This is a genomic window from Streptomyces sp. WAC04114 (assembly GCF_019733245.1).
GTDB lineage: Bacteria > Actinomycetota > Actinomycetes > Streptomycetales > Streptomycetaceae > Streptomyces > Streptomyces massasporeus_A.
In genome coordinates this window covers 1-24,358 of the sequence record NZ_JAIGQA010000073.1, presented here as the reverse complement: position 1 = coordinate 24,358, position 24,358 = coordinate 1, and the positions used below count along the sequence as shown (strand labels likewise).

Sequence of the window (24,358 nt, the reverse complement as noted above, 5' to 3'; positions counted from 1 at the left end):
TCAGGTCGGACCTCCATCCCGGGGAATCGAGATGAGGCCCCTGACCGCCGAACAGTATTCGAACGATCAAAACCCGGCCCCAGTGAAATCCGGCCGGTCAGACAGCCGCGTCCAGGAGGTCGCCGATCACGACCGTGGCCGTGGCCGTGGCGGTGTTGTTGTTGGTGTTGGTGTTGGTGTTGGTGTTGTTGTTCTCGTTAACGATGACAATGGAGTCGTCGCTGCCGTTGTCGTCGTTGTCGCAGGCGGCGCTGGCAGCGGAGGCGGAACCCGCGAGGAGCGCCACCGCAGCGAGGGTCGACGCAGCTCCGCGCTTCATGGTCATACGCATTGTTGTCTCCGTTCCTTTTCTTCCCCGTTGGAAGAACGAAACAGATACTGCCGCGACACTGGAGACCGCACAACTTGAACGGCCCCTGAGGCCGGAACTTCACTCCTTTGGCCCTGTGCGGGAGGATATAGATGGTCGAGCGCTCAGGCCGGCCAACGGAAACTGCTGCTGCAACCATGAATTCCCACGAACAAACCAAGAGGACCGACCGCCACAGGCGACCGGTCTCTGAAGACGCATCGAATTATCGGAACCACTCGTAACGACGGCAAACGAAATGCGCGGCTCGAGGCCGCGCATTCGCCTTAACTCGTCACCGTTCGAGCGGAGCCCCTCTTCCTCGGCGGATGAGGATGTGACCCCATCCGCCAGTCAGGGAGAAACGCTGCAGGTCGAGCCATGATCCCCGAGAGAATCGAATGACCTTCGAACTGAACTCGAACGATCACCAGCCGACTGCACTGGGCTCAGCCCAACGTCACAGAACCGCCAGCAGGAAGCCCAGGAGGCTCGGGTCCGAGGCGCTCTGCGCCGCCGGGGCGGCAGCGGGGGCGGGGGCGGGGGCGGCATCGTCGGCCTCGTCAACGAGGGCGACCTCGACGGCGGCCGTGGCCGTCGCGGCGTTGTCGTTGTCGTTGCTGTTGGTGTTGGTGTTCTCGTTCTCGTTGACGATGACGATGCCCGGCTCGTCGTCGTGTTCGCCGGCGCTGGCAACCGAGGCGGAACCGGCGAGAATGGCAACCGCCGCGAGGGCCGACGCAGCCCCGCGCTTAACATTCGTGCGCATTTATATCTCCGTTCTGTGTCTTCCAGGCTGGAAGGACGAAACCAGTATTGCCTCAACTCCGGGGCGCGCTCCACTTGGAATGCCCGTAGCTCCGGAACTTCATCCACATGGCCCTCTGAGACAGATGATATGAGTGCGGAATTCCCAGGTCACGACAGGTCGATCAACCAATCGGAGTAATGACACACCGGACGCGCCGGTTATCCAACAGATTTGGGGCACACCCTCATCTTTCGACCGAGTGCACGGCCGATACATCTCCCGCATTGGTCCTATTTTCACTCCGGAGGCAACGCCGCTGGGGCGATGGGCGGTTGGCCAGCACGTGGAAGGCGGTCTGGGCAGTCTCCGTCAGACCTGCCTTGTGCGGCGGTCCAGCAGGGACAGGCCGCCGTCAGGCAGGTCCGCCGCATGCCCGCTGACCGGCACAGAATTCGGGAGCTCGGCCGCCGGACGTATCCGGGGCCGCGGCCCGACACGGCGGATTCGGCCCGCAGCACGTCCAGGCGGCCACGCAGTCCTGGCCGGGGAGCAACCGAACGGCAGCCGGCAGGAATCCTCCTCGGCGCAGCAGGACTTGGGTGTGCGCCACGGTGACAGCGCTCCCGATACGCCTGACACATAACGGACTTGAGGACCCGCCGGACCGGATCTCGTGCCGGTGAAGGCTGAGTTGCGCTCAGGGGGTGTGGGGGGCGTGCTGGAGGTCACCGGTGATGCGCTCCCGCGGATGAAGCAGGGGCTGACAGCGCCGACGGGCGCCGGGTTCCGTCCTCGGTGGTGACGACCGAACACGCACATCGACCTCTTCGAGCCGGCGGGCCGGACGCCGCGGCCGCTGCAGGACGGAGGCGTGGACGGCTCCGGACGTTTCGTCTGGATCACCGGGCGGACCGGAGGGAGAGGCCTGAGATGTGGAGTCCGGCCAGGTAGAAGGTCGCAGCCTTCTCATGGCGGGTGGCATTGCCTCACCGCTGTTTCAGGCGGTTGACGCACCGCTCGACGGTGGTGCGCTGCTCGTGAACCTCACGGTCGCATTCCGGTGGCCTGGCGGCGCCGGCGCCGCTGCGGGCGCAGGGCCCCGGTGAGGCCGGTCGCCCGGCCCGGGTGCGGGACCGTCCGTGGCGCCGGAGAACACACGGACGGCCATCGGGTCGGTCACAGTGGGCTCATCGTCGGCGTGTCCGGCGGCGAGGGGGAAGAGCAAGGGGCGGCGACTGCCGTCGGCTGCGCAATGGATGTTCGTGGTCGGTTCACCGGGGGACCGGCTGATGGCGCAGTCGTCCGGCTCGTCGGCCGGGGTCCGTTCTGCGGGCCCCGGCCGCGCGTCGGTGAGCGTGCACGATCGTGGAGACGAACCGAGGATGCCCGGTTCAGGACCTCGTCGGCGTCGGCCTGGGCCTTCACCACGGCGAGGATCCGTTCGCATCGATCACCTCATGGTGGCCCCGCCATCGGCCACCTGGCATCGGCAGTCCTGGGCGGTGACGGAGTCCCGTCGGACGGCTGCCGGAGAGGGGCTACGTCAGCCGCAGATCTGGAAGCTCTCACCATCGGTCTTCAGCGTTGCGCAAACAGGAGCCTTGGGCGCGGTGACCGTGATGCTCTCCTCAACACCCGCCTTGACGGTCTTGCTTACGTTCGCGAGTTCCGTGTCGCCGGAGGTGATGCGGACACTGACGGTCCGCGTCTGGTCGCAGGTGACGCTGACCGTGAACTGCTTGGTCAGGTTGTTGGTGACCGCGTGGCTGCCGATGCTGCAGGGGAAGGGCTGCTGAGGAGCGGCCTGCGCGGGCGCGGCAGCGATGAGCGGTGCCGAAACCAGCAGCGCGGTGGCCGCAGAACGGAGCATGCGATGAGCCATTGGTTCTCCAGGGTGTTCAACTCGGCCGACCGCCGGGCGGCCAGCCGCTCGATCTCGGCGCGAAATGTTCCTTAAGCGCCTTTGGCGGGAAGATGTGACCATGGTCGGCGTGTGCTCTGCAACACGGCGAACTATGGAGATCCGCCACTCGGGTGACGGGGCGTTCGGGATCGCCGCGCCCGCATGTTCTTGGGTGTCGGCTTCCGCCATGACGTCGGTGCCGACGGGGGCCACGGCGTTGGCCGGCGCGCCTCGTGTGGGTCAAGTCGGCTGGTGGGCCCGAGAGTTGGACAAAGCGCTCGATCGGGTGGCGGGTCGGTTCTCGCGTGCGGTCGGAGTCCTCAGCGCTCACGGCGCGACCGCACGCTCCCGTCGGCCGCTTCGGCCGTGCCCCCCGAGGGGGCTTGGGAGCCTCCGAAGGTCCGGGTCGGCAACGGCACTTCGCCCTGGCCATGGTGGGCCATCGTCCCCGGGAGTGGTCGGAGTCCCGACCACCGGACGGAGGGCCCGCAGAAGCGACACCACCAGCACGTCCGCCAGACGGGATCCGATGATTCCGGCACTGGCTAGGACACCACGTCCTTACGGGCGAAACCGCGGAAGGCCAGGGCGAACAGCACGAGCGCGTACGTCACGGAGAGAGCCGTTCCCTGGATCATGTCCGTCCATTGGAGCTGAGGCTGGACCGCGTCGAGCCAGGCATATTGCCAGTGCGCGGGCAGGAGGTCCCGCCAGTCGCCGAGGGCTGTCACCTCGTCGAGAACGTTTCCGATGATGGTCAGGAACACCGCGCCGCCGACGGCACCGAGAGGCGCGTCGGTTCTGGTCGACAGCCAGAACGCCAGCCCGGCGGTGACGAGTTGGGAGACGAGGACGTACGCCACGATGATCACCATGCGCTGCGCGGCGGTGCCGGAGGACAGTGTGCCCCCGGTGGGGAGCTGCAGCGGGCCCCAGCCGTAAGCGGCCGTGCCGACGGCAAGGGCGACGACCGGCAACAGCACGAGGGCGGCAAGGCTGAGGCCGAGTGCGACGACGAGTTTGGACCACAGCAGGCGTGCTCGGGGCACCGGCGCCGCGAGGAGGTAGCGCAGGGAGGACCAGCTGGCCTCCGCGGCGACCGTGTCCCCGAAGAACAGCGCCACGGGGATGACGAGCAGGAAACCGGCGGAGGCGAAGAGGTTCACGGCGGCGAAGTTGGCGCCGGACGCCGTGGCCGAATCCATGAGGTTCACCCGGCCGTTGTCCTGGCCCGGCTCGCCACCGATCTGGAAGGCGATGAGCAGGACGAACGGCAGGGCGACCATGATCGCCCCCATGACGAGCGTGCGCCGCCGCTTCAACTGCCTGACCAGTTCCACCCGCAGGGGCAGCGTGCGGCCCGCGCGGTAGCCGGGCGCGACCTCCGGGGGATCGGCCACCATGCTGCTCATGCTTCAGCTCCGATCAGAGTGAGGAAGGCGTCCTCAAGGCGCCGGTGGGGGCCTACGGAGTCCACGGCGACCTGCAGCTGTACCAGCCCGGCGACCAGGCGTGCAGGGGTTCCGCCGGAGTCGAGGCGGACCAGGAGTCCTTCGTCGGTGCGCACTGCCGAGGCGACGCCCGGCAATGCCCCCACCTTCTCGACGAGGGGCTCGTCCAAGGGGGTGGTCGTACCCACCAGCAGAGTGTCCCCAGAGCCGATGATCTCCGTCACCGGGCCCGCCTGGACGAGCCGCCCGTGGTCCATCACCACCAGGTGGGTGCAGGTCTGTTCGACCTCGGCCAGCAGATGGCTGGAGACGATGACCGTGCGGCCGGCCGCCGCGTACCGGATCATGACCTCGCGCATCTCGCGGATCTGAGGGGGGTCCAGGCCGTTGGTCGGCTCGTCGAGAATGAGCAGGTCCGGCAGGCCGAGCATGGCCTGGGCGAGGGCGAGGCGCTGGCGCATGCCCTGCGAGTAGGTGCGGACCGGGCGGGCGAGGGCGTCGCCGAGGCCCGCGATCTGCAGCGCTCCGTCCAGGTGCGCGTCCTCGGGCGGGCGGCCGGTGGCGCGCCAGTACAGTTCGAGGTTCTCGCGGCCGGAGAGATGCGGCAGGAAGCCCGCGCCCTCGACGAAGGCGCCGACGCGCGACAGCACGGGGGTGCCCGGCCGGATCGCGTGGCCGAAAACGCGGATCTCGCCGCCGTCCGGCTTGATCAGGCCCATCAGCATGCGCAGGGTCGTCGTCTTGCCCGCACCGTTGGGGCCGAGGAGCCCCAGTATCTGGCCCTTCTCCACGCGGAAGGACAGGTCCTTGACCGCATAGCGATCCGTCGACTTGGCGTACCGCTTGGACAGATCCGTGATGGTGAGCGGCACTTCGGCCAGCGCGGGGTCGGGGGTGGGCGCTACCGTGCGGCGCCGTCCACTCAGCAGCAGCGCCAGTGCGACGACCGCGCCGGCCGGCGGCATCCACCACACCCAGGCGGGCAGCGGGCCCGCACCGCCGGTCCGGCCGAGGGGCATCGGCACCTTGAGCTCGCTGTTGAGGGAGACGGTGTACGTCGCCGGAGCCGCCGGGGAGGCGTAGGCGAGGTCGGTCGAGGCGAGGACGAGGCGGAGCCGGTGGCCTTCGGCCACTTCGTGGTCGACGGCCGGGAGTGTGACGCTCACGTTCTTGCCGGCCTTCGCGCCCTCCACCCTGAGGGGCGTGACGAGTTGCGAGGGCAGCACCGGCCGGGTGCCGTCCCGGCCGACGTCGTACAGCTTCGCGAAGAGCACGGCGTCGTCGCCGGTCGACGTCACGCGGACCGTCACCGTCGGCGAGCCGGTGATCTGCGTGTCCTTGCGGAAGGGCGCCGACTCGAACGCGGCGAACTGGCCCGGGAAGTCGAGGGCCACCCCGATGCCGAGTGAGGACAGCTGGGAGAGGCCGCCCGCGCCGCCGAGGCCGGGCAGGGCGGAGACGCCGGGCGGGCTGGCACCGGCCGGGTTGTCGATGCGCTGCTCGCGCCCGGTCAGGGTGACGGAGTGCTGGTCGCTGTCGAGGCCGGGGTAGGTGTCCTCGGCCACGCCGGTCAGCCTCGGACTGCCGTCGCCGGTGCCGGTGCCGACGGTGCGCGAGACCCGGAAGGCGGGGCCGGTGTCGGCGCCCTTATCGTCCTTGAGGTAGCGGTCGAACCACGTCTGTACCCGGGCCTGGACACGGCTGGTCTCCATGTCGCCGCCGTCGTGACCGCCGGCGATCCAGTCGACGTCGACGGGGGCACCGCCCGCGCGGATCGCCTTCGCCGCCGCATCGGCCTGGTTCAGCGGGAAGAGGGAGTCGGTCTGGCCCTGCATCAGGAGGGTGGGCGCCTTGATGCGGTCACCGACGGCGCTCGGTGAGCGTTTCTCCAGCAGTTCGCGCGCCTCGGAGTCCGGTTTCCCTGATGCGGCGACGCGTTCGTACATCCGGCACAGCACGGGTTCGAGCCTTCGGCATCCGCCACCGGTGTTGACGAAGATGCCGGCCCACAACTTCTTGAACACGCCGTTCGGGAACAGCGCGTCCGCGAGGTTCCAATACGTGATCGACGGGGCGATGGCGTCCACCCGGCCGTCGTGGCCCGCCGCCAGCAGCGCGATCGCGCCGCCGTAGGAGGCGCCCGCCATGCCCACGCGCGGGTCGCCGGGCTTGTCGAGCTCGACCTGGGGCTGCTCGGCCAGCCAGTCGATGAGCTTCGAGACGTCGGCCACCTCGCCCTGCGGGTCGTTCAGCCCGATCTTCCCCTTGGACCTTCCGAAGCCGCGCGCCGACCAGGTCATCACCGCGTACCCGTCGCGGGCGAGGCCCTCCGCCTGCTGCCGGACGTCGTCCTTGCTGCCGCCGAAGCCGTGCCCGAGCAGGACGGCGGGGCGGCGGCCGCCCGAGGCCGCGGTGAAGTACGAGGTGTCGACGCGTACCCCGTCGCCCATGGTCATGAGCTGGTCGGCGCGGTGCACCGGGGGCGGGTCGTCGGAGGCGACGGCCGACGTCACCGTCCATGTACCCGCGCCGGCGAGCAGGACGACGGCGGACGCGGCAGCGATGAACCGTCGCCGTCGCCGTGACCACAGGCCCCGCAGTCCGGGCAGTCGAAGATTCATGCGTCAACGGTAAGGGCTCAACCTGTCGGCAAGTTGTCGACCGGAGAGCGAACCCCCACCCCTCCTCCAGGAGTACGGCTTCTGCGTGCGTACTGCAGGCGTGGTAGGACGCCCGGTCTTGAGCGACTGTCAGGGGTGAGCGGACCCCGCGTTCCTGCCACCGCGACCGGCCCGGGGAACCGACCGCCACGCTCACTTCCTTCCAGGCCGGGTCATCGCCCGATGCCACGAGCGCAACCCACAGGACCAGGAGGAACTGGTGGTGCTCTGTAAGCCCTTAGTGGTCATTAAGGATCAAAAGGACTAATAGCGCATTGTGCTGACCAACGGCCAGGTCATCCTCGGATTAGCGTCAGCCAACACGTCAGGAAGGCCTTTCAGGATGCGCGAAATCTTCACCGCCCGGCGGCGGATCGTCGCAGCGGTCGCCGCCGTGGCCGCGGCGGCCGCCATCGGGAGCGGTACCGCTCTGCCCGCCCAAGCCACCCCGTCCGCAGGAAGGATTCTGCAAGAGAACTCCGCCAACGCGGTCGAGAACAGCTACATCGTCGTACTGAAAGAGTCCGCGGGGTTCAGGGCGAACTCCACGAAAGGCGAAGATCTGCTGGCCAAGTACGGCGCCACCGTGGACTGGACCTACGAATCCGTGCTCAACGGCTACGCCATCCGCATCAGCGCCTCCGGAGCGAGGAGTCTGGCGGAGGACCCGGCCGTCGAGTTCGTCGAGCAGGACCGGATGGTCCACCTCGAGGCCACCCAGTACAACCCTCCGTGGGGCCTGGACCGCATCGACCAGCCCCGGCTCCCACGCGACCTGATGTACAGGTATCCGGACACAGCAGGCAAATCCGCGACCGTGTACGTGATCGACACGGGAGTGCGCATCACTCACACCGAGTTCGCAGGGCGCGCCCGGCACGGCTACGACTTCGTCGACCGTGACACCAACGCCTCTGACGGCAACGGCCACGGAACACACGTCGCCACCACGGTCGCCGGCAAGAAGTACGGCGTGGCGAAGCAGTCCAAGATCGTGTCGGTACGTGTGCTGGACAACAACGGGGCCGGCACCCTCTCCGGTGTCATCGCGGGCGTCGACTGGGTCACGGTGCGTCGCGTCCGGCCCGCGGTCGCCAACATGTCGCTGGGCGCCAGCATCAGCACGTCGCTGGACACCGCGGTGAGGAACTCCATCGCCTCCGGCGTCACGTACGCGGTGGCCGCCGGCAACTCGAACACGAGCGCCGACTCCTCCTCCCCCGCCCGGGTGGGTTCCGCCCTCACCGTCGGGGCCAGCACCTTGATCGACAGCCGATCCAGCTTCTCGAACTACGGTTCCCGGCTCGACATGTTCGCCCCCGGCTCCCTGATCACCGCCGGCTGGCACACCAGCGACACGGCGACGACCACCCTCTCCGGCACATCCATGGCGACCCCCCATGTCGCGGGAGCCGCGGCCGTCTACCTCACCTCGCACCCCAGCGCCGGTCCGGCGACCGTACACAGCGCCCTCGTGAACGGGGCCACCACCGGAGTCCTCAGCAACATCGGGCCCGGATCACCCAACAGGCTTCTCAGGCTCGTGCCGTAGATGACCGACTCGCGAGACCAGGTGTCGAAGACGGCCCGCAGTACGGGCCGTCTCCGGTGTGGCCTGTGCGCCTGACTGCTTGACGAGAGATCAGTGGTTGCGCGGGAAGCCCAGGTCCACGCCCGCCGGGGCGTCGGCCGGGTCGGGCCAGCGGGTGGTGACGACCTTGCCGCGAGTGTAGAAGTGCGTGCCGTCGTTGCCGTAGATGTGGTGGTCGCCGAAGAGCGAGTCCTTCCAGCCGCCGAAGGAGTGGTAGCCCACGGGGACCGGGATCGGGACGTTGATGCCGACCATGCCCGCCTCGACCTCCAGCTGGAAGCGGCGGGCCGCGCCGCCGTCCCTGGTGAAGATCGCGGTGCCGTTGCCGAACGGCGAGGCGTTGATGAGGTCCAGGGCCTCCTCGTAGGTCTCGGTGCGCAGCACGGTCAGCACCGGACCGAAGATCTCGTCCTGGTAGGCCTTGGCGGACGTGGGCACCTTGTCGAGCAGCGAGATGCCGATCCAGTGGCCGTTCTCGAAGCCGTCGACCGTGTGGCCGGTGCCGTCCAGGACGACCTCGCAGCCCTCGGCCGCCGCGCCTTCGACGTAGGAGGCGACCTTGTCGCGGTGGACCTTGGTGATGAGCGGACCCATCTCGGAGGCCGGGTCGTCGCCGGGGCCGATCTTGATCTTCTCGGCGCGCTCGCGGATCTTCTCCACCAGCTCGTCGCCGATCGAGCCGACCGCGACGACCGCGGAGATGGCCATGCAGCGCTCGCCGGCCGATCCGTAGGCGGCCGACACGGCGGCGTCGGCGGCCGCGTCGAGGTCGGCGTCGGGCAGGACCAGCATGTGGTTCTTGGCGCCGCCGAGGGCCTGGACGCGCTTGCCGTTGGCGGAGGCGGTGGTGTGGATGTAGCGGGCGATCGGGGTCGAGCCGACGAAGGAGACGGCCTTGACGTCCGGGTGCTCCAGCAGGCGGTCGACGGCCACCTTGTCGCCGTGGACGACGTTGAAGACGCCGTCGGGCAGGCCCGCCTCCGACAGCAGCTCGGCGAGCTTCAGCGAGGCCGACGGGTCCTTCTCGGACGGCTTCAGCACGAAGGTGTTGCCGCAGGCGATGGCGATGGGGAACATCCACATCGGCACCATCGCCGGGAAGTTGAACGGGGTGATGCCCGCGACGACACCGAGCGGCTGGCGGATCGAGGAGACGTCCACCCGGCTCGCGACCTGCGTCGACAGCTCGCCCTTCAGCTGCACGTTGATGCCGCAGGCCAGCTCGACGATCTCCAGGCCGCGCGCGACCTCCCCGAGGGCGTCGCTGTGCACCTTGCCGTGCTCGGCGGTGATCAGCTCGGCGATCGCGTCCCGGTTGGCGTCCAGCAGCGCGCGGAACTTGAACAGGATCGAGGTGCGCTGGGCCAGCGAGGACTGGCCCCAGGTCTGGTAGGCCTCCTTGGCGGCGGCGACCGCCGCGTCCACCTCGTCGACCGAGGCGAACGCGACCTTCGTCGTCACCTCGCCGGTCGCCGGATCGGTCACCGGCCCGTACGTGCCCGAGGCGCCTTCGACGGTCTTGCCGCCGATCCAGTGGTTGACGATCTTCGTCATGGCCGGGAACTCCTTCACAGATGGCGGCGTCGGGTGGAGACGTGCCGTTCGTACAGCTCACGTGCCTTGACCGCGGACGGCCGTGTCGCGGTCTCGGCCACGGGTACATCCCACCAGGCCTGCGCGGGAGGCGGGCCCGACACTGTGTCTGCCGTTTGGGTCTCGACGTAGACACATGTGGGAGTGTCGGCCGCCCGGGCCTCCGCGAGGGCCTCCCGCAGGTCCCGGACGGTCTTCGCGCGCAGGACGCGCATGCCGAGGCTGGCCGCGTTGGCGGCGAGGTCCACGGGCAGCGGCGGGCCGGTGTACGAGCCGTCCTCGGAGGGGTAGCGGTAGGCGGTGCCGAACCGCTCGCCGCCCACGGACTCCGACAGGCCGCCGATGGAGGCGTAGCCGTGGTTCTGGATGATCAGGACCTTGATCGCGACGCCCTCCTGCACGGCCGTGACGATCTCCGTCGGCATCATCAGGTAGGTGCCGTCGCCGACCAGCGCCCACACGGGTCGGTCGGGAGCGGCCAGCTTCACGCCGATGGCGGCGGGGATCTCGTAGCCCATGCAGGAGTAGCCGTACTCCAGGTGGTACTGGTCGGGCGACCTGGTCCGCCACAGTTTGTGCAGGTCGCCGGGGAGGGAGCCGGCGGCGTTGATCAGGATGTCCGACGCGTCGGCGATCTCGTCCAGGGCGCCGAGGACCTGCGGCTGGGTCGGCCGGGTGTCCGGTTCGTCCACCTCGTAGCAGGCGTCGACGCGCTGCTCCCAGCGCTCCTTGTCCTCGGTGTACTCGGTGGCATAGGTGCCGGCGACCCGGTGCGCGTGCAGCCGCAGGGCGCCGGTGAGCTCCTGCAGGCCGCTGCGGGCGTCGGCGACCAGGGGCTGTCCGGCGAGCTTGTGGCCGTCGTAGGACGCGATGTTGAGGTTGAGGAACCGGACGTCCGGGTTGCCGAACAGCGTGCCGGAGGCGGTGGTGAAGTCGGTGTAGCGGGTGCCGACGCCGATCACCAGGTCGGCGGTGCGGGCGAGTTCGTCCGCAGTGGCGGTGCCGGTGTGGCCGACGCCGCCGACGTCCTGGGGGTGGTCGTGGCGCAGCGAGCCCTTGCCGGCCTGCGTGGAGGCGACCGGTATGCCGGTGGTGTCGGCGAACTCGGCGAGGGCCTCCTCGGCGCGGCTGTGGTGGACGCCGCCGCCCGCGACGACCAGGGGCCGCTTCGCCGAGCGGATGATCCGTACCGCCTCGGCCAGTTCCGCCGGGTCGGCCCCGGGACGCCGTACGGTCCAGACGCGCTCGGCGAAGAAGTCCTCGGGCCAGTCGTACGCCTCGGCCTGCACGTCCTGGGGCAGGGCGAGGGTGACGGCGCCGGTCTCGACGGGGTCGGTGAGGACACGCATCGCGTTCAGCGCCGAGGGGATCAGGGCCTCGGGCCGGGTGATCCGGTCGAAGTACCTCGACACCGGGCGCAGGCAGTCGTTGACCGACACGTCGCCCGCGTACGGCACTTCGAGCTGCTGGAGGACCGGGTCGGCGGGCCGGGTCGCGAAGATGTCACCGGGCAGGAGCAGCACCGGCAGGTGGTTGATGGTCGCGAGGGCGGCGCCGGTGACGAGGTTGGTGGCGCCCGGGCCGATGGAGGTCGTCACCGCGTGGGTGGACAGGCGGTTCGACTGCCGGGCGTAGCCGACCGCCGCGTGCACCATGGCCTGTTCGTTGCGGCCCTGGTGGTAGGGCATCCGCTCGGCGTGCTCCAGGAGCGCCTGGCCGATGCCGGCGACGTTGCCGTGGCCGAAGATGCCCCAGGTGGCGCCGATGAGCCGCCGGCGGACACCGTCGCGTTCGGTGTACTGGGCGGACAGGAAGCGCACGAGCGCCTGTGCGACCGTCAGTCTCGTCGTCGACGTCATCGTCGTCCCTCCCTCGGGGTGGTCACGGATACGCGACGGCCACGGCGAACGTTCACGGGCCGGGGCCGCGTACGCCTCGTCGGGGAGACCTCCGGCGCGGGGCCGTAGCGGGCGGGGAGTTGTCGCTCGCTCTTCGCTCCTGCCAAAGCAAAGCGGTCTCCCGCGCCGGAGGCGATCTGGGCCCGGGACCTGCCCGGGACAGGGAACGCTCGGTCTTCCGTGCCGTCCCCCGTGGTGAAGGTGTGGGTGGTCATGAGGCGGCCCTCACAGCAGTCCGACGGCGGTGTCCACGGCGGCGGCCACGTCGCCGTCCGCCGGGTACAGCAACGAACGTCCCACGACCAGCCCGCGCACGGTGGGCAGTTGGAGGGCGCCGCGCCATTTCTCGTACGCCCCGTCCTGATCGTCGCCCACCTCGCCGCCCAGCAGTACGGCGGGCAGCGTGGAGGCCGCCATGACCTCGGCCATGTCGTCGGGGTTGTCGGTGACCGGGACCTTGAGCCAGGTGTAGGCGGACGTGCCGCCGAGGCCCGAGGCGATGGCGATCGACGTGGTCACGGCCTGGGCGGAGAGGTCGTTGCGGAGCCGGCCCCGCTCGTCGCGGCGGCTGATGAACGGCTCGACGAACACGGGGAGTTTGCGGGCGGCCATGGCGTCGACGGCCCGGGCGGTGGACTCCAGGGTGGTCAGCGAGCCGGGGTCGTCGTAGCCGATGCGCAGGAGCAGCTTGCCCGCGTCGAAGCCGAGGCGCTCGATGTCCTCGGGGCGGTGCCCCGTGAAGCGGTCGTCGAGTTCGAAGCGGGCGCCCTGGAGGCCGCCGCGGTTCATCGAACCGAGGACGACCTTGCCGTCGAGGGCGCCGAGCAGGAGCAGGTCGTCGAGGATGTCGGCGGTGGCGAGGACGCCGTCCACGCCGGGGCGGGACATGGCCAGGCAGAGGCGTTCGAGGAGGTCGGCGCGGTTGGCCATGGCCAGGGCGCGGCCGCCGACGCCGAGGGCGCCGCGTGCGGGGTGGTCGGCGGCGACGATCATCAGGCGGCCGTTGTCGTTCAGCAGCGGCCGGCGGGTGCGGCGGGCGGCGGCCTCGGCGATCGCCTCCGGGCGGTGGCTGCGCAGGCGGACGAGTTGGGAGACGTCGACGGTCACTGGACGGCCCCCGCGGTGACGGCCGCCTCGATCTCCTCCGACGTGGGCATCGCGGAGGAGCACTCCAGGCGGGAGGCGACGATGGCACCGGCGGCGTTGGCGTGCCGCATGGTCTTCTCCAGGTCCCAGCCGGCCAGCAGGCCGTGGACGAGGCTGCCGCCGAAGGCGTCGCCGGCGCCGAGTCCGTTGAGGACGTTCACCGGCAGCGGCGGGACCTCGGCGCTCTCGCCGGCGCTGTTCACCGCGAGGACGCCCTTGGGGCCCTGCTTGACGACGGCCAGTTCGACGCCGGCGTCGAGGAGGGCGCGGGCGGCTGCGTGGGGCTCGCGCACGCCGGTGGCGACCTCCACCTCGTCGAGGTTGCCGACGGCGACGGTGGTGTGGCGCAGGGCTTCCACGTAGAAGAGGCGCGCGGCCTCCGGGTCGGTCCAGAACATCGGCCGCCAGTCGAGGTCGAAGACCGTGGTGCCGGACTTGGCGCGGTGGGCGAGGGCCGCGAGGGTCGCCGTGCGGCTGGGTTCCTCGCTCAGGCCCGTGCCCGTGACCCAGAAGACCCGGGCGTCGCGGATGCCGTCGAGGTCGAGCTCGTGGGCGTCGATCTCCAGGTCGGGGGCCTTGGGCCGCCGGTAGAAGTACAGCGGGAAGTCGTCCGGCGGGAAGACCTCGCAGAAGGTGACCGGCGTGGGCAGGCCGGGGACCGGGGTGACCCAGCGGTCGTCCACGCCGAAGCCCTTCAGGGCCTCGTGGAGGTAGGTGCCGAAGGGGTCGTCGCCGGTGCGGGTGATCACCGCCGTGCGCCGTCCCAGGCGGGCCGCGGCCACCGCCACGTTGCTCGCCGAGCCGCCGAGGAACTTGCCGAAGGACGTGACCTGCGGCAGTGGGACGCCGGTCTGGAGCGGATACAGATCCACTCCGATCCGCCCCATGGTGATCAGGTCGTACGCCATCGGTGTCCCCTCGATACTCGGCTCTCCCCGGTTTTGTAGCCCCCTCTCGAAGCCCTGTCAATGTTTTGTCCAGACATTCGGACCAGATCATGACAGCGCTTTCCGTTGGTCCGGGCCCGTGTCAAGGCGCCCCGCCGAGGTCCGGGCCGGCCCTTTTGCCGCGGCTGTGTCACAAACACCTCCCTCGTGTCACGCGTGTCGCGAGTACGCGGGTCTTCCGTCACACCCGGAGCACAGGCCCTGCCCCGTATCAGCGGACGTCGTTGACCGGACACAGGCTTGTTGATCGCCAGCGCAGCGCCCGGCTCCCCCGGACGGCCGTCCACGGCCGCCGCCGCGGTGCGCGCACGGAGGTGCACGTCATGACCGACCGAAGGCTCTGGTCCTACAAGGAGATCGCAGCGCACATCCGGGTGCAGCCCGACACCGTGCGGTCCTACCGCAAACACGGGCTGCTGCCCCCGCCCGACCACGTCGAGAGCGGCAAGCCCTACTGGTACGCCGACACGGTCCGGGCCTGGGTCGCCGCCAGGCCCGGCAACCGCAGAAGAGCCGACTGAGCCCGTCCCGCCGCCTCGCCCCCGTGCCCCACCGCCGCGTGGGGCACGGTCGTCCGCCGGTGTGTCAGCTCCAGGGCTCGACGACCGTCGCCCCCGCCCCCGGCGCGGTTCCCATCGCCGCCAGAGCCGCGGGCACCTCGTCCAGGGTGATCGTGGACGTCACCAGAAGGTCGGGGCGGAGCACGCCGCTGCGGACCAGCTCCAGCATGGGCGGGTAGCCGTGCGCGGCCATGCCGTGACTGCCGAGGAGCTCGAGTTCCAGGGCGATGGCGCGCGCCATCGGCACGGGGGTCGTGCCGGACGGAGAGGGCAGCAGTCCGACCTGGACGTGCCGGCCGCGGCTGCGCAGGCCGTTCACGGAGGCGGCGCAGGTGCCGGGCGAGCCCAGGGCGTCGAGGGAGAGGTGGGCGCCGCCGCCGGTCAGCTCGCGGACCGCGGCCGCGGTGTCCGGCACGGCCGTCGCGTCGACGCACCGCGCCGCCCCGAACCGGCGCGCCAGGTCCAGGGCGCCGGGCGACACGTCGACGGCCACCACTCGGGCGCCCGCCGCGGCCGCGATCATCACGGCCGAGAGCCCGACTCCGCCGCACCCGTGCACCGCGACCCACTCCCCCGCCGCCACCCGGCCCTGCTGCACCACCGCCCGGTACGCCGTGGCGAACCGGCAGCCGAGCGAGGCCGCGGTCGCGAAGGACAGCTCCCCGGGCAGCGCCACGAGGTTCACGTCCGCGTGGTCCAGTGCCACGTACTGGGCGAAGGAGCCCCAGTGGGTGAACCCGGGCTGGGTCTGGCGCTCGCACACCTGGTGGTCGCCCGCGGCGCAGGACGGGCAGGTGCCGCAGGCGCAGATGAACGGCACGGTGACCCGGTCCCCGGGCCGCCACCCGGTCACCCGGGCGCCCACCGCCTCGACGACCCCGGCGAGTTCGTGCCCGGGCACGTGCGGCAGCGCGATGTCGGGGTCGTGGCCCTGCCAGCCGTGCCAGTCGCTGCGGCACAGCCCGGTGGCCTCGACCCGCACGACGACCCCGTGCTCCGCGGGCTCCGGGTCCGGCACGTCCCGCACCTCGGCAGCCTCCCCGTACCGCTCGAACACCACGGCCCGCATGGATCCACCCGCCTCTCGCTCATGCCGTGCCCGGTGCGGCGGGGACACGGGCACCCCGGCCGCACCGGGCGTGCGGCGCCTCCGGGCACGCTAGCGGTGGGCCGTGAGCGCCGCCGACCCGGGCGCCGCGTCGGCGGCGTCGTGAACCGATACCCCCTAGGGGTACAGTGGGGTATGCGGGTCCCCAGCGGGCCCCACAGCCCCACATGCCTCTACGAGGAGTAACGACATGACCGCCCAGACCGACACCACGAGCCCCGTCACCACCGTCTTCAAGGTGAGCGGCATGAGCTGCGGACACTGCGAGGGCGCGGTCTCCGGCGAGATCTCCCAGATCCCCGGCGTGAGCTCGGTGACGGCCGTCGCCAAGACCGGTGAGGTCACCGTCGTCTCCGCGGCCCCGCTCGACGACAAGGCCGTACGCGACGCCGTCGACGAGGCCGGTTTCGAACTGGCCGGCCGGGCCTGAGACGCTCCGGACCTGGCACTCGTACCCGTGTACGGGCCGTACGGCCGCCGCCCCGGCCCGTACGGCCCGTTCCGTTTCCCCGGGCGCCCCGCATCTCCTGGAGTGAGGACATGACCAGCACCACCGCCCAGGCACCGGCCGGTCGCGAGCCGGCCCTCGCCGAGGTCGAGCTGCTCATCGGCGGGATGACCTGCGCCTCCTGCGCGGCCCGCGTCGAGAAGAAGCTCAACCGGATGGACGGCGTCACGGCCACGGTGAACTACGCGACGGAGAAGGCCCGGATCACCTGCCCCGAGGGCACCGAGGTCGCCGATCTGATCGCCACCGTCGTGAAGACCGGGTACACCGCCGAGGAGCCCGCACCCCCGCGGGAGGAGGCCTCCGCCGCCGAGGACGAGGACGCGGACCCCGAGCTGACGGCCCTGCGCGGGCGCCTCGCCGTCTCCGCCGCCCTCGCCGTGCCCGTGATCCTCCTGGCGATGGTCCCGGCGCTCCAGTTCGACAACTGGCAGTGGCTCTCGCTCACCCTCGCCGCACCGGTCGTCGTCTGGGGCGGGCTGCCCTTCCACCGGGCCGCCTGGACGAACGCCCGGCACGGCGCCGCCACCATGGACACCCTGGTCTCCCTCGGCACCCTGGCCGCCTTCGGCTGGTCCCTGTGGGCGCTGTTCCTCGGCGACGCGGGGATGCCGGGCATGCGGCACCCCTTCGAGCTCACGGTCTCGCGCGGCGACGGGGCCTCCTCGATCTACCTGGAGGTCGCCTCCGGCGTCACCGCCTTCATCCTGCTGGGCCGGTGGCTGGAGGCCCGCTCCAAGCGCCGTGCCGGAGCGGCGCTGAGGGCGCTGATGGAGCTGGGCGCCAAGGACGTGGCCGTGCTGCGGGACGGGCGCGAGGTGCGGATCCCGGCGCAGCGGCTGGCCGTCGGCGACCGGTTCGTCGTACGGCCCGGCGAGAAGATCGCCACCGACGGCACGGTCGTCGAGGGCGCGTCCGCCGTGGACGCCTCGATGCTGACCGGCGAGTCGGTGCCGGTGGACGTGGCGGCCGGGGACCAGGTCACCGGCGCGACGGTCAACGCGGCCGGACGGCTGGTCGTCGAGGCCACCCGGGTCGGCGCCGACACCCGGCTCGCACGGATGGCGAAGCTGGTGGAGGACGCGCAGAACGGCAAGGCCGAGGTGCAGCGGCTCGCCGACCGGATCTCCGGGATCTTCGTGCCGGTGGTGCTGCTGATAGCCGTCGCCACGGCCGGGGCGTGGCTAGGGCTGACGGGCGACGGCGTCGCCGCGTTCACCGCCGCCGTCGCGGTGCTGATCATCGCCTGCCCGTGCGCGCTGGGCCTCGCCACGCCGACCGCGCTGATGGTCGGCACGGGCCGCGGTGCCCAGCTCGGCATCCTCATCAAGGGCCCGGAGGTGCTGGAGTCCACGCGCCGTGTCGACACCGTCGTCCTGGACAAGACCGGCACGGTCACCACCGGCCGGATGACCCTCCAGGAGGTCCACGCCGCCGAGGGCACCGACGAGAAGGAGGTGCTGCGGCTGGCCGGCGCCGTCGAGCACGCCTCCGAGCATCCCGTCGCCCGTGCGATCGCGCTGGGCGCCGAGGAGAGGGCCGGGCGGCTCCCGGAGGTCAACGGGTTCGAGAACGTCCCCGGGCGGGGCGTACGCGGGCGCGTGGAGGGCCGGGACGTCGCCGTGGGGCGGCTCTTCGACGACGTGCCGGCGGAACTGGCCCGCGCGCGGGACGAGGCCGAGCGGGCCGGACGTACGGCCGTACTGGCCGGCTGGGACGGGACGGCGCAGGCCGTTCTCGCCGTGGCGGACGCGGTCAAGGAGACCAGCGCCGAGGCCGTGCGCGAGCTGCGCGCCCTGGGGCTCACGCCGGTGCTGCTGACCGGGGACAACCGTGCGGTGGCCGAGACGGTCGCCGCGGCCGTGGGGATCGAGAAGGTGGTGGCCGAGGTCCTCCCCGAGGACAAGGTCGACGCGGTACGGCGGCTGCAGGCCGAGGGGCGGGTCGTCGCGATGGTGGGCGACGGCGTCAACGACGCGGCCGCGCTCGCCGCCGCCGATCTGGGCCTGGCCATGGGCACCGGCACGGACGCGGCGATCGAGGCGGGCGATCTGACCCTGGTCCGCGGCGATCTGCGGGTGGCCGCGGACGCGATCCGGCTCTCCCGCCGGACCCTGGGGACGATCAAGGGCAATCTCGTGTGGGCCTTCGGCTACAACGTGGCGGCGCTGCCGCTGGCCGCCGCGGGCCTGCTGAACCCGATGATCGCGGGGGCGGCGATGGCGTTCTCGTCGGTCTTCGTCGTCACGAACAGTCTGCGACTGCGGACATTCCGGTGAAGTCCCCCGAATTCCCCCTAAGTTCACGGCGAACGCGATTTGAGCCCCTCTGGAGTCCCGGGCCGGGCTCACATAAGCTCTTCACAAGGCTCGCGCATCATCCTTACGCTTGGGTCCCGGTCGGCATATCCGGGCTCTTGCGCAGCTAACGGACATATGCAAGAGACGCAGATCACAGTGATGTGAACGTAACCATCGAAGGGGTTCGAAGGTCTAAGTTGACGATGTCAGGGAGCGTCTTGGGGGGCGCCGTCTGACATCTGGAGATGTCTTGGGGGACTTCTCCGGAGATGCGTTGCCGGGGCACGTACGCCGGGAAGCTTTGAGCGGCCCTCCCGGGCGTGCGCTGTCCCGGCACAGCGCACACCGCAGCAGTAGGCGTCACCGCATGCAGTAGCGCATCACCACAGCAGTACGACGAGTTCTGCTCGTTCTGCTCAACAGCGATTCAGGCGCTGTCCTCACAGACGCCCGGCCGGATCCCGTGGGGGGAATCCGAACCGGGACTGGGAAGGCGCCCTGGACGTCGGCCCGTGGGGGGACCGACGCCGGGGCGCCTTCTTCATTGCGTAAGAAATCATGTGAGGGATCACGCGAAGCGCGCCACACACGCGAAAGCCCCCGCACCCGGCAAGCGGATACGGGGGCCGAAGCGGTGCTGTGGCTCAGCGCTCCTCGACGGGCACGAAGTCGCGCTCGACCACGCCCGTGTAGATCTGGCGCGGGCGGCCGATGCGGGAGCCCGGCTCCTTGATCATCTCGTGCCACTGGGCGATCCAGCCCGGCAGGCGGCCGAGGGCGAACAGGACCGTGAACATCTCGGTCGGGAAGCCCATGGCCCGGTAGATCAGGCCGGTGTAGAAGTCGACGTTCGGGTAGAGGCTGCGCTGGACGAAGTAGTCGTCGGAGAGCGCGTGCTCCTCCAGCTTGAGCGCGATGTCCAGCAGCTCGTCGGACTTGCCGAGGGCGGAGAGCACGTCGTGCGCGGCGGCCTTGATGATCTTGGCGCGCGGGTCGAAGTTCTTGTAGACCCGGTGGCCGAAGCCCATCAGGCGGACGCCGTCCTCCTTGTTCTTCACCTTGCGGATGAAGGAGTCGACGTCGCCGCCGGAGTCGCGGATGCCCTCCAGCATCTCCAGCACCGACTGGTTGGCGCCGCCGTGCAGCGGGCCCCACAGGGCGTTGATGCCGGCGGAGATCGAGGCGAACATGTTCGCCTGCGAGGAGCCGACCAGGCGGACCGTGGACGTCGAGCAGTTCTGCTCGTGGTCCGCGTGCAGGATCAGCAGCTTGTCGAGGGCCGAGACCACGGTCGGGTCGAGGTCGTACTCCTGCGCCGGGACCGAGAAGGTCATGCGCAGGAAGTTCTCGACGTAGCCGAGGTCGTTGCGCGGGTAGACGAACGGGTGACCGATCGACTTCTTGTACGCGTACGCGGCGATCGTCGGGAGCTTGGCGAGCAGGCGGATCGTGGAGAGGTTGCGCTGGCGCTCGTCGAACGGGTTGTGGCTGTCCTGGTAGAACGTGGACAGCGCCGAGACGACCGAGGACAGCATGGCCATCGGGTGGGCGTCGCGCGGGAAGCCCTTGTAGAAGTTCTTGACGTCCTCGTGCAGCAGGGTGTGCTGCGTGATGTCGTTCTTGAACACCGAGAGCTCGTCGACGGTCGGCAGCTCGCCGTTGATCAGCAGGTAAGCGACCTCCAGGAAGGTGGAGCGCTCGGCCAGCTGCTCGATCGGGTAGCCGCGGTACCGCAGGATGCCCGCTTCGCCGTCCAGGTACGTGACGGCGGATTTATACGCGGCCGTGTTGCCGTAACCGCTGTCCAGCGTCACCAGACCGGTCTGGGCTCGGAGCTTTCCGATGTCGAAGCCCTTGTCACCGACGGTGCTGTCGATCACCGGGTAGGTGTACTCGCCGTCGCCGTACCGCAGTACTACAGAGTTGTCGCTCACGTCTTCCCTCACCGACGTTGTGCCTCATCTTCGAGGTTGCCCTGACTGTCTCTACCATCCCCCACTTGGCTCAGGAGAGTGCACTCGGGGTCGACCATCGGGCCTATTGACGGCACTGAGTGCCGCCAACTTGCTCATCCTGCCCCCTGTGTTCCCCTTCTGGAAGTGTCTTGTGACCTTCACGACTCATTTGATCGATCATTTTTCGTTGAACCGAGCCGGAAGTCGAGTGCCGTGCACCGCCGGCCCGCCGAAACCGTGCGCACCGCCTGGCCGATCGCCTTGCGCGAACCGACGAGGACGACCAGCTGCTTGGCCCGGGTGACGGCCGTGTAGAGCAGGTTGCGCTGGAGCATCATCCAGGCGCTCGTGGTGACCGGGATGACAACCGCCGGGTACTCGCTGCCCTGGGAGCGGTGGATCGTCACGGCGTACGCGTGGGCAAGCTCGTCGAGCTCGTCGAACTCGTACGGCACCTCCTCGTCCTCGTCCGTGAGCACCGTCAGGCGCTGGTCGACGGGGTCGAGCGAGGTGACCACGCCGACGGTGCCGTTGAAGACCCCGTTCTCGCCCTTCTCGTAATTGTTGCGAATCTGGGTGACCTTGTCGCCGACGCGGAACACCCGTCCGCCGAATCTCTTCTCGGGCAGGTCGGGGCGGCCCGGGGTCACGGCCTGTTGCAGCAGGCCGTTGAGGGTGCCCGCGCCGGCCGGGCCGCGGTGCATGGGGGCGAGGACCTGGACGTCCCGGCGCGGGTCCAGCCCGAACTTGGCCGGAATGCGACGGGCGGCCACGTCGACGGTGAGCCGCCCGACGGCCTCGGTGTCGTCCTCGACGAAGAGGAAGAAGTCCTTCATGCCGTCCGTGACCGGATGCTGTCCGGCGTTGATCCGGTGCGCGTTCGTCACCACACCGGACTGCTGGGCCTGCCGGAAGACCCGGGTGAGACGAACCGCGGGGATCGGGCCGCCCTCGGCCAGGAGGTCGCGCAGCACCTCCCCCGCGCCGACGCTGGGCAGCTGGTCGACGTCCCCGACGAACAGCAGGTGCGCTCCCGGCGGGACGGCCTTCACCAGCTTGTTGGCGAGCAGCAGGTCCAGCATGGACGCCTCGTCGACCACGACCAGGTCGGCGTCCAGCGGGCGGTCCCGGTCGTAGGCCGCGTCGCCGCCGGGCTTGAGCTCCAGCAGGCGGTGGACGGTGGAGGCCTCGGCGCCGGTGAGCTCGGACAGGCGCTTGGCGGCCCGGCCCGTGGGGGCGGCGAGCACGACCTTCGCCTTCCTGGCGCGGGCCAGCTCCACGATCGAGCGGACCGTGAAGGACTTGCCGCAGCCCGGGCCGCCGGTGAGGACGGCGACCTTCTCGGTCAGGGCCAGTTTGACGGCGGCCTCCTGCTCGGGCGCGAGCTCGGTGCCGGTGCGTCCCTTCAGCCAGCCCAGCGCCTTGTCCCACGCCACGGTCCGGAAGCCCGGCATGCGGTCCTCGTCGGTGCGCAGGAGGCGCAGCAGCTGGGCGGAGAGGGAGAGTTCGGCGCGGTGGAAGGGAACGAGGTAGATCGCGGTGACGGGCTCGCCGCCGTCGGGGCCCGGCACCTTCTCCCGTACGACGCCGGGGTCCTCGCCGTCCTCGGGGGGTTCGGCCAGCTCGGCCAGGCACTCGATGACCAGGCCCGTGTCGACCTGGAGGAGTTTGACCGCGTCCTTGATCAGCTGCTCCTCCGGGAGGAAGCAGTGGCCCTGGTCGGTGGACTGGGACAGGGCGTACTGGAGGCCGGCCTTCACGCGCTCCGGGCTGTCGTGCGGGATGCCGACGGACTGGGCGATCTTGTCGGCGGTGAGGAAGCCGATGCCCCAGACGTCGGAGGCGAGCCGGTAGGGCTGGTTCTTGACCACGGAGATGGAGGCGTCGCCGTACTTCTTGTAGATGCGCACGGCGATGGACGTGGACACCTCGACGGTCTGGAGGAAGAGCATGACCTCCTTGATGGCCTTCTGCTCCTCCCAGGCGTCGGCGATCTTCTTCGTCCGCTTGGGACCGAGGCCGGGGACCTCGATGAGGCGCTTGGGCTCCTCCTCGATGATCCGGAGGGTGTCCATGCCGAAGTGCTGGGTGATGCGGTCGGCGAAGACCGGGCCGATGCCCTTGACCAGACCCGAGCCGAGGTAGCGGCGGATGCCCTGGACGGTGGCCGGCAGGACGGTCGTGTAGTTCTCGACGTGGAACTGCTTTCCGTACTGCGGGTGGGAGCCCCAGCGGCCCTCCATGCGCACGGACTCGCCGACCTGTGCGCCGAGCAGGGCCCCGACGACCGTGAGCAGGTCGCCGCCGCCTCTGCCGGTGTCGACCCGGGCGACCGTGTAGCCGTTCTCCTCGTTGGCGTACGTGATGCGTTCGAGTACGCCTTCCAGCGTGGCCAGTCGCCGCTCGCCCGCCTGGGCGGCCCCCGCCTGATCGGTCATGATCCGACCGTACCGCCCGGGTACGACAGTGCGGCCGGGGCGGAACGGCGGTGACGGGCGCATAAAGCGACCGATCAGTATGCGCACCCGGGTTCAGCTTTCACGGTGAATTCACAAAAGGGCTTGAAGCTTTACGGTTCAAGCATCCCGGTCGCCCCTTTTGCGGTTCGCTCTCGTGGAAGAATTCAGGCGTTCACGAAATGGGGGGCGGACTCGATTCCGGAGCGACCGTGATGCCGATGCGTCCCCCTGGCCCGAGCGGCCCCCGGCGCGCCCACACCGCGGGCACGCTGCTCGTCGGACTGTGCAACGGTCGGCACGTTGACGCTGCTCGTGGCGGCTCCGGCGATTTCCGGCGAGCGCGCGATCGTGGCCCCGGGGTCTTCCACGCCGCACGGGAACACGCCCGGTCCGCCCCTGCCGCGCCAAGCACCCGTGCCGGAATTCCGGCCTCTTCCCAGCCCCGGCCCGGGTTGATATCGCTCCACCCATTCCATTCCCCCGGCCCCGAATGACGACGAGGAACGATGTCACCCCAGGCCCAGAGCGTCGCCCTGTGGATCATGTCCCTGGCCATCAACATCACGGCGGCGTGCGCGGGCATCGTCTGGGGCTGGGAGGCCTTCGCACAGTTCCTGCTGCCGGCGTTCGGATCGGTGGTGGGGGCGTCGGTGGTGAGCTACAGCCTGCGGCGGTGAGGACGCGGGAACGAGCAGCGGCGCTGGATTCGGACAGGGAGTCCGTCGCACGTCTTGAGGCGACCGCCCCGGCCTCCGTGCGTTGACTTCGTGGGCGCTGTTCACGTCCGGCGGGTGGAGGGCTGGGGCGGCAGCATCACGTCTCCGCTGCGCTTGAGCCGTTGCCAGGGCAGTCGGTAGCCGTTGATCGCGGTCAGGCAGGCCTGGACGAGGACCAGGTACATCACCTGGCGGTAGACGACCTGTTGGAGAGGGAGCGCCCACAGGGGCCGGAGCCGCTCGCCGTCGAGGTGGAAGGCGTAGGCGGCACACATGGCCTGGACAGCCAGCACGCCGCACCAGGCCAGGACCGTGGTGAGCCGGTTCGTGGCTGCGGTGCGGGCGAGTTGTCCAAGAGACTCCCAAGAATTTCTTGCTCCGCCGTGCAACCCTTTCCGCCCCACGGCGGTCGTACTAGGCGTCGGGACTTCTGGAGGGGGATCTGGGGGGATCGCGGGGGTTC

Annotated in this window: 17 protein-coding genes and 2 pseudogenes; 5 read left to right on the top strand and 14 right to left on the bottom strand. The window is 70.2% G+C overall.

The genetic code is table 11. From position 1 onward, the window contains the following. Positions 1–97 precede the first annotated feature (97 nt). The 5 genes from K4G64_RS20080 to K4G64_RS20060 form a co-directional block, all read right to left on the bottom strand. Positions 98–331 carry a hypothetical protein gene (locus K4G64_RS20080; protein WP_221757405.1) on the bottom strand — a complete coding sequence of 78 codons (234 nt, stop codon included), beginning with the start codon at positions 329–331 and terminating at the stop codon, positions 98–100. Between the two features lie 478 nt (positions 332–809). Next, positions 810–1,118, bottom strand: a complete 309-nt coding sequence (locus K4G64_RS20075) for a hypothetical protein (RefSeq protein WP_221757404.1) — start codon at positions 1,116–1,118, stop codon at positions 810–812. Positions 1,119–2,643: 1,525 nt separating this feature from the next. Continuing rightward, positions 2,644–2,982: a hypothetical protein gene (locus K4G64_RS20070; RefSeq protein ID WP_221757403.1), complete on the bottom strand. Its 339-nt coding sequence runs from the start codon at positions 2,980–2,982 to the stop codon at positions 2,644–2,646. Between the two features lie 566 nt (positions 2,983–3,548). After that, the gene (locus tag K4G64_RS20065) at positions 3,549–4,415 is read right to left on the bottom strand and encodes an ABC transporter permease (RefSeq protein WP_221757402.1); all 867 of its coding nucleotides are present in this window, start codon (positions 4,413–4,415) and stop codon (positions 3,549–3,551) included. Further along, positions 4,412–7,075, bottom strand: coding sequence for a CocE/NonD family hydrolase (locus K4G64_RS20060; protein ID WP_221757401.1), 2,664 nt, complete (start codon positions 7,073–7,075; stop codon positions 4,412–4,414). The genes K4G64_RS20065 and K4G64_RS20060 overlap by 4 nt, the downstream gene beginning before the upstream one ends. A gap of 382 nt (positions 7,076–7,457) precedes the next feature. Here K4G64_RS20060 and K4G64_RS20055 point away from each other — a divergent pair, with 382 nt between their 5' ends. Beyond that, positions 7,458–8,666, top strand: a complete 1,209-nt coding sequence (locus tag K4G64_RS20055; protein ID WP_221757400.1) for a S8 family peptidase — start codon at positions 7,458–7,460, stop codon at positions 8,664–8,666. A gap of 90 nt (positions 8,667–8,756) precedes the next feature. Here K4G64_RS20055 and mmsA read toward each other — a convergent pair whose 3' ends face one another. From mmsA to iolC, 5 genes and pseudogenes are all read right to left on the bottom strand, one after another. After that, positions 8,757–10,259: a CoA-acylating methylmalonate-semialdehyde dehydrogenase gene (gene mmsA / locus K4G64_RS20050; RefSeq protein ID WP_221757399.1), complete on the bottom strand. Its 1,503-nt coding sequence runs from the start codon at positions 10,257–10,259 to the stop codon at positions 8,757–8,759. Between the two features lie 14 nt (positions 10,260–10,273). Next, positions 10,274–12,157, bottom strand: a complete 1,884-nt coding sequence (gene iolD, locus K4G64_RS20045; RefSeq protein ID WP_221757398.1) for a 3D-(3,5/4)-trihydroxycyclohexane-1,2-dione acylhydrolase (decyclizing) — start codon at positions 12,155–12,157, stop codon at positions 10,274–10,276. Positions 12,158–12,243: 86 nt separating this feature from the next. Beyond that, positions 12,244–12,357, bottom strand: a pseudogene (locus tag K4G64_RS41445) (5-deoxy-glucuronate isomerase); the annotation flags it as partial. A 64-nt stretch (positions 12,358–12,421) separates the two neighbouring features. Next, positions 12,422–13,303: a deoxyribose-phosphate aldolase gene (locus tag K4G64_RS20040; protein ID WP_221757397.1), complete on the bottom strand. Its 882-nt coding sequence runs from the start codon at positions 13,301–13,303 to the stop codon at positions 12,422–12,424. After that, on the bottom strand, positions 13,300–14,250 hold the full coding sequence (gene iolC, locus K4G64_RS20035; protein WP_221757396.1) for a 5-dehydro-2-deoxygluconokinase: 951 nt from the start codon (positions 14,248–14,250) through the stop codon (positions 13,300–13,302). Before iolC ends, K4G64_RS20040 begins: the two co-directional genes overlap by 4 nt. Positions 14,251–14,612: 362 nt before the next feature. Between iolC and K4G64_RS20030 the strand changes: the two genes are divergently transcribed. Continuing rightward, positions 14,613–14,810 (top strand): AlpA family transcriptional regulator, encoded by a 198-nt coding sequence (locus K4G64_RS20030; RefSeq protein WP_142163849.1) that lies wholly within the window; start codon positions 14,613–14,615, stop codon positions 14,808–14,810. A gap of 64 nt (positions 14,811–14,874) precedes the next feature. Here the strand turns inward: K4G64_RS20030 and K4G64_RS20025 are convergent, their stop codons facing one another. Then, the gene (locus K4G64_RS20025) at positions 14,875–15,918 is read right to left on the bottom strand and encodes a zinc-dependent alcohol dehydrogenase family protein (protein ID WP_221757395.1); all 1,044 of its coding nucleotides are present in this window, start codon (positions 15,916–15,918) and stop codon (positions 14,875–14,877) included. 229 nt (positions 15,919–16,147) lie between these two features. On the opposite strand from K4G64_RS20025, the gene K4G64_RS20020 reads away from it, so the two are divergent. Together K4G64_RS20020 and K4G64_RS20015 are read left to right on the top strand one after the other, a co-directional pair. Continuing rightward, complete coding sequence (locus K4G64_RS20020) at positions 16,148–16,387, top strand: heavy-metal-associated domain-containing protein (RefSeq protein WP_221757394.1); 240 nt, start codon at positions 16,148–16,150, stop codon at positions 16,385–16,387. Positions 16,388–16,497: 110 nt separating this feature from the next. Further along, positions 16,498–18,744 carry a cation-translocating P-type ATPase gene (locus tag K4G64_RS20015; protein WP_221757393.1) on the top strand — a complete coding sequence of 749 codons (2,247 nt, stop codon included), beginning with the start codon at positions 16,498–16,500 and terminating at the stop codon, positions 18,742–18,744. A 665-nt stretch (positions 18,745–19,409) separates the two neighbouring features. Here the strand turns inward: K4G64_RS20015 and K4G64_RS20010 are convergent. Continuing rightward, complete coding sequence (locus K4G64_RS20010) at positions 19,410–20,699, bottom strand: citrate synthase (protein WP_185013956.1); 1,290 nt, start codon at positions 20,697–20,699, stop codon at positions 19,410–19,412. A 179-nt stretch (positions 20,700–20,878) separates the two neighbouring features. Next, complete coding sequence (locus K4G64_RS20005; protein WP_221757392.1) at positions 20,879–23,158, bottom strand: ATP-dependent RecD-like DNA helicase; 2,280 nt, start codon at positions 23,156–23,158, stop codon at positions 20,879–20,881. Positions 23,159–23,685: 527 nt separating this feature from the next. Between K4G64_RS20005 and K4G64_RS20000 the strand changes: the two genes are divergently transcribed. Beyond that, the gene (locus K4G64_RS20000; RefSeq protein WP_221757391.1) at positions 23,686–23,856 is read left to right on the top strand and encodes a hypothetical protein; all 171 of its coding nucleotides are present in this window, start codon (positions 23,686–23,688) and stop codon (positions 23,854–23,856) included. A 101-nt stretch (positions 23,857–23,957) separates the two neighbouring features. Here the strand turns inward: K4G64_RS20000 and K4G64_RS19995 are convergent. Further along, positions 23,958–24,215, bottom strand: a pseudogene (locus K4G64_RS19995) (bi-functional transferase/deacetylase); the annotation flags it as partial. Between the last annotated feature and the right edge of the window lie 143 nt (positions 24,216–24,358).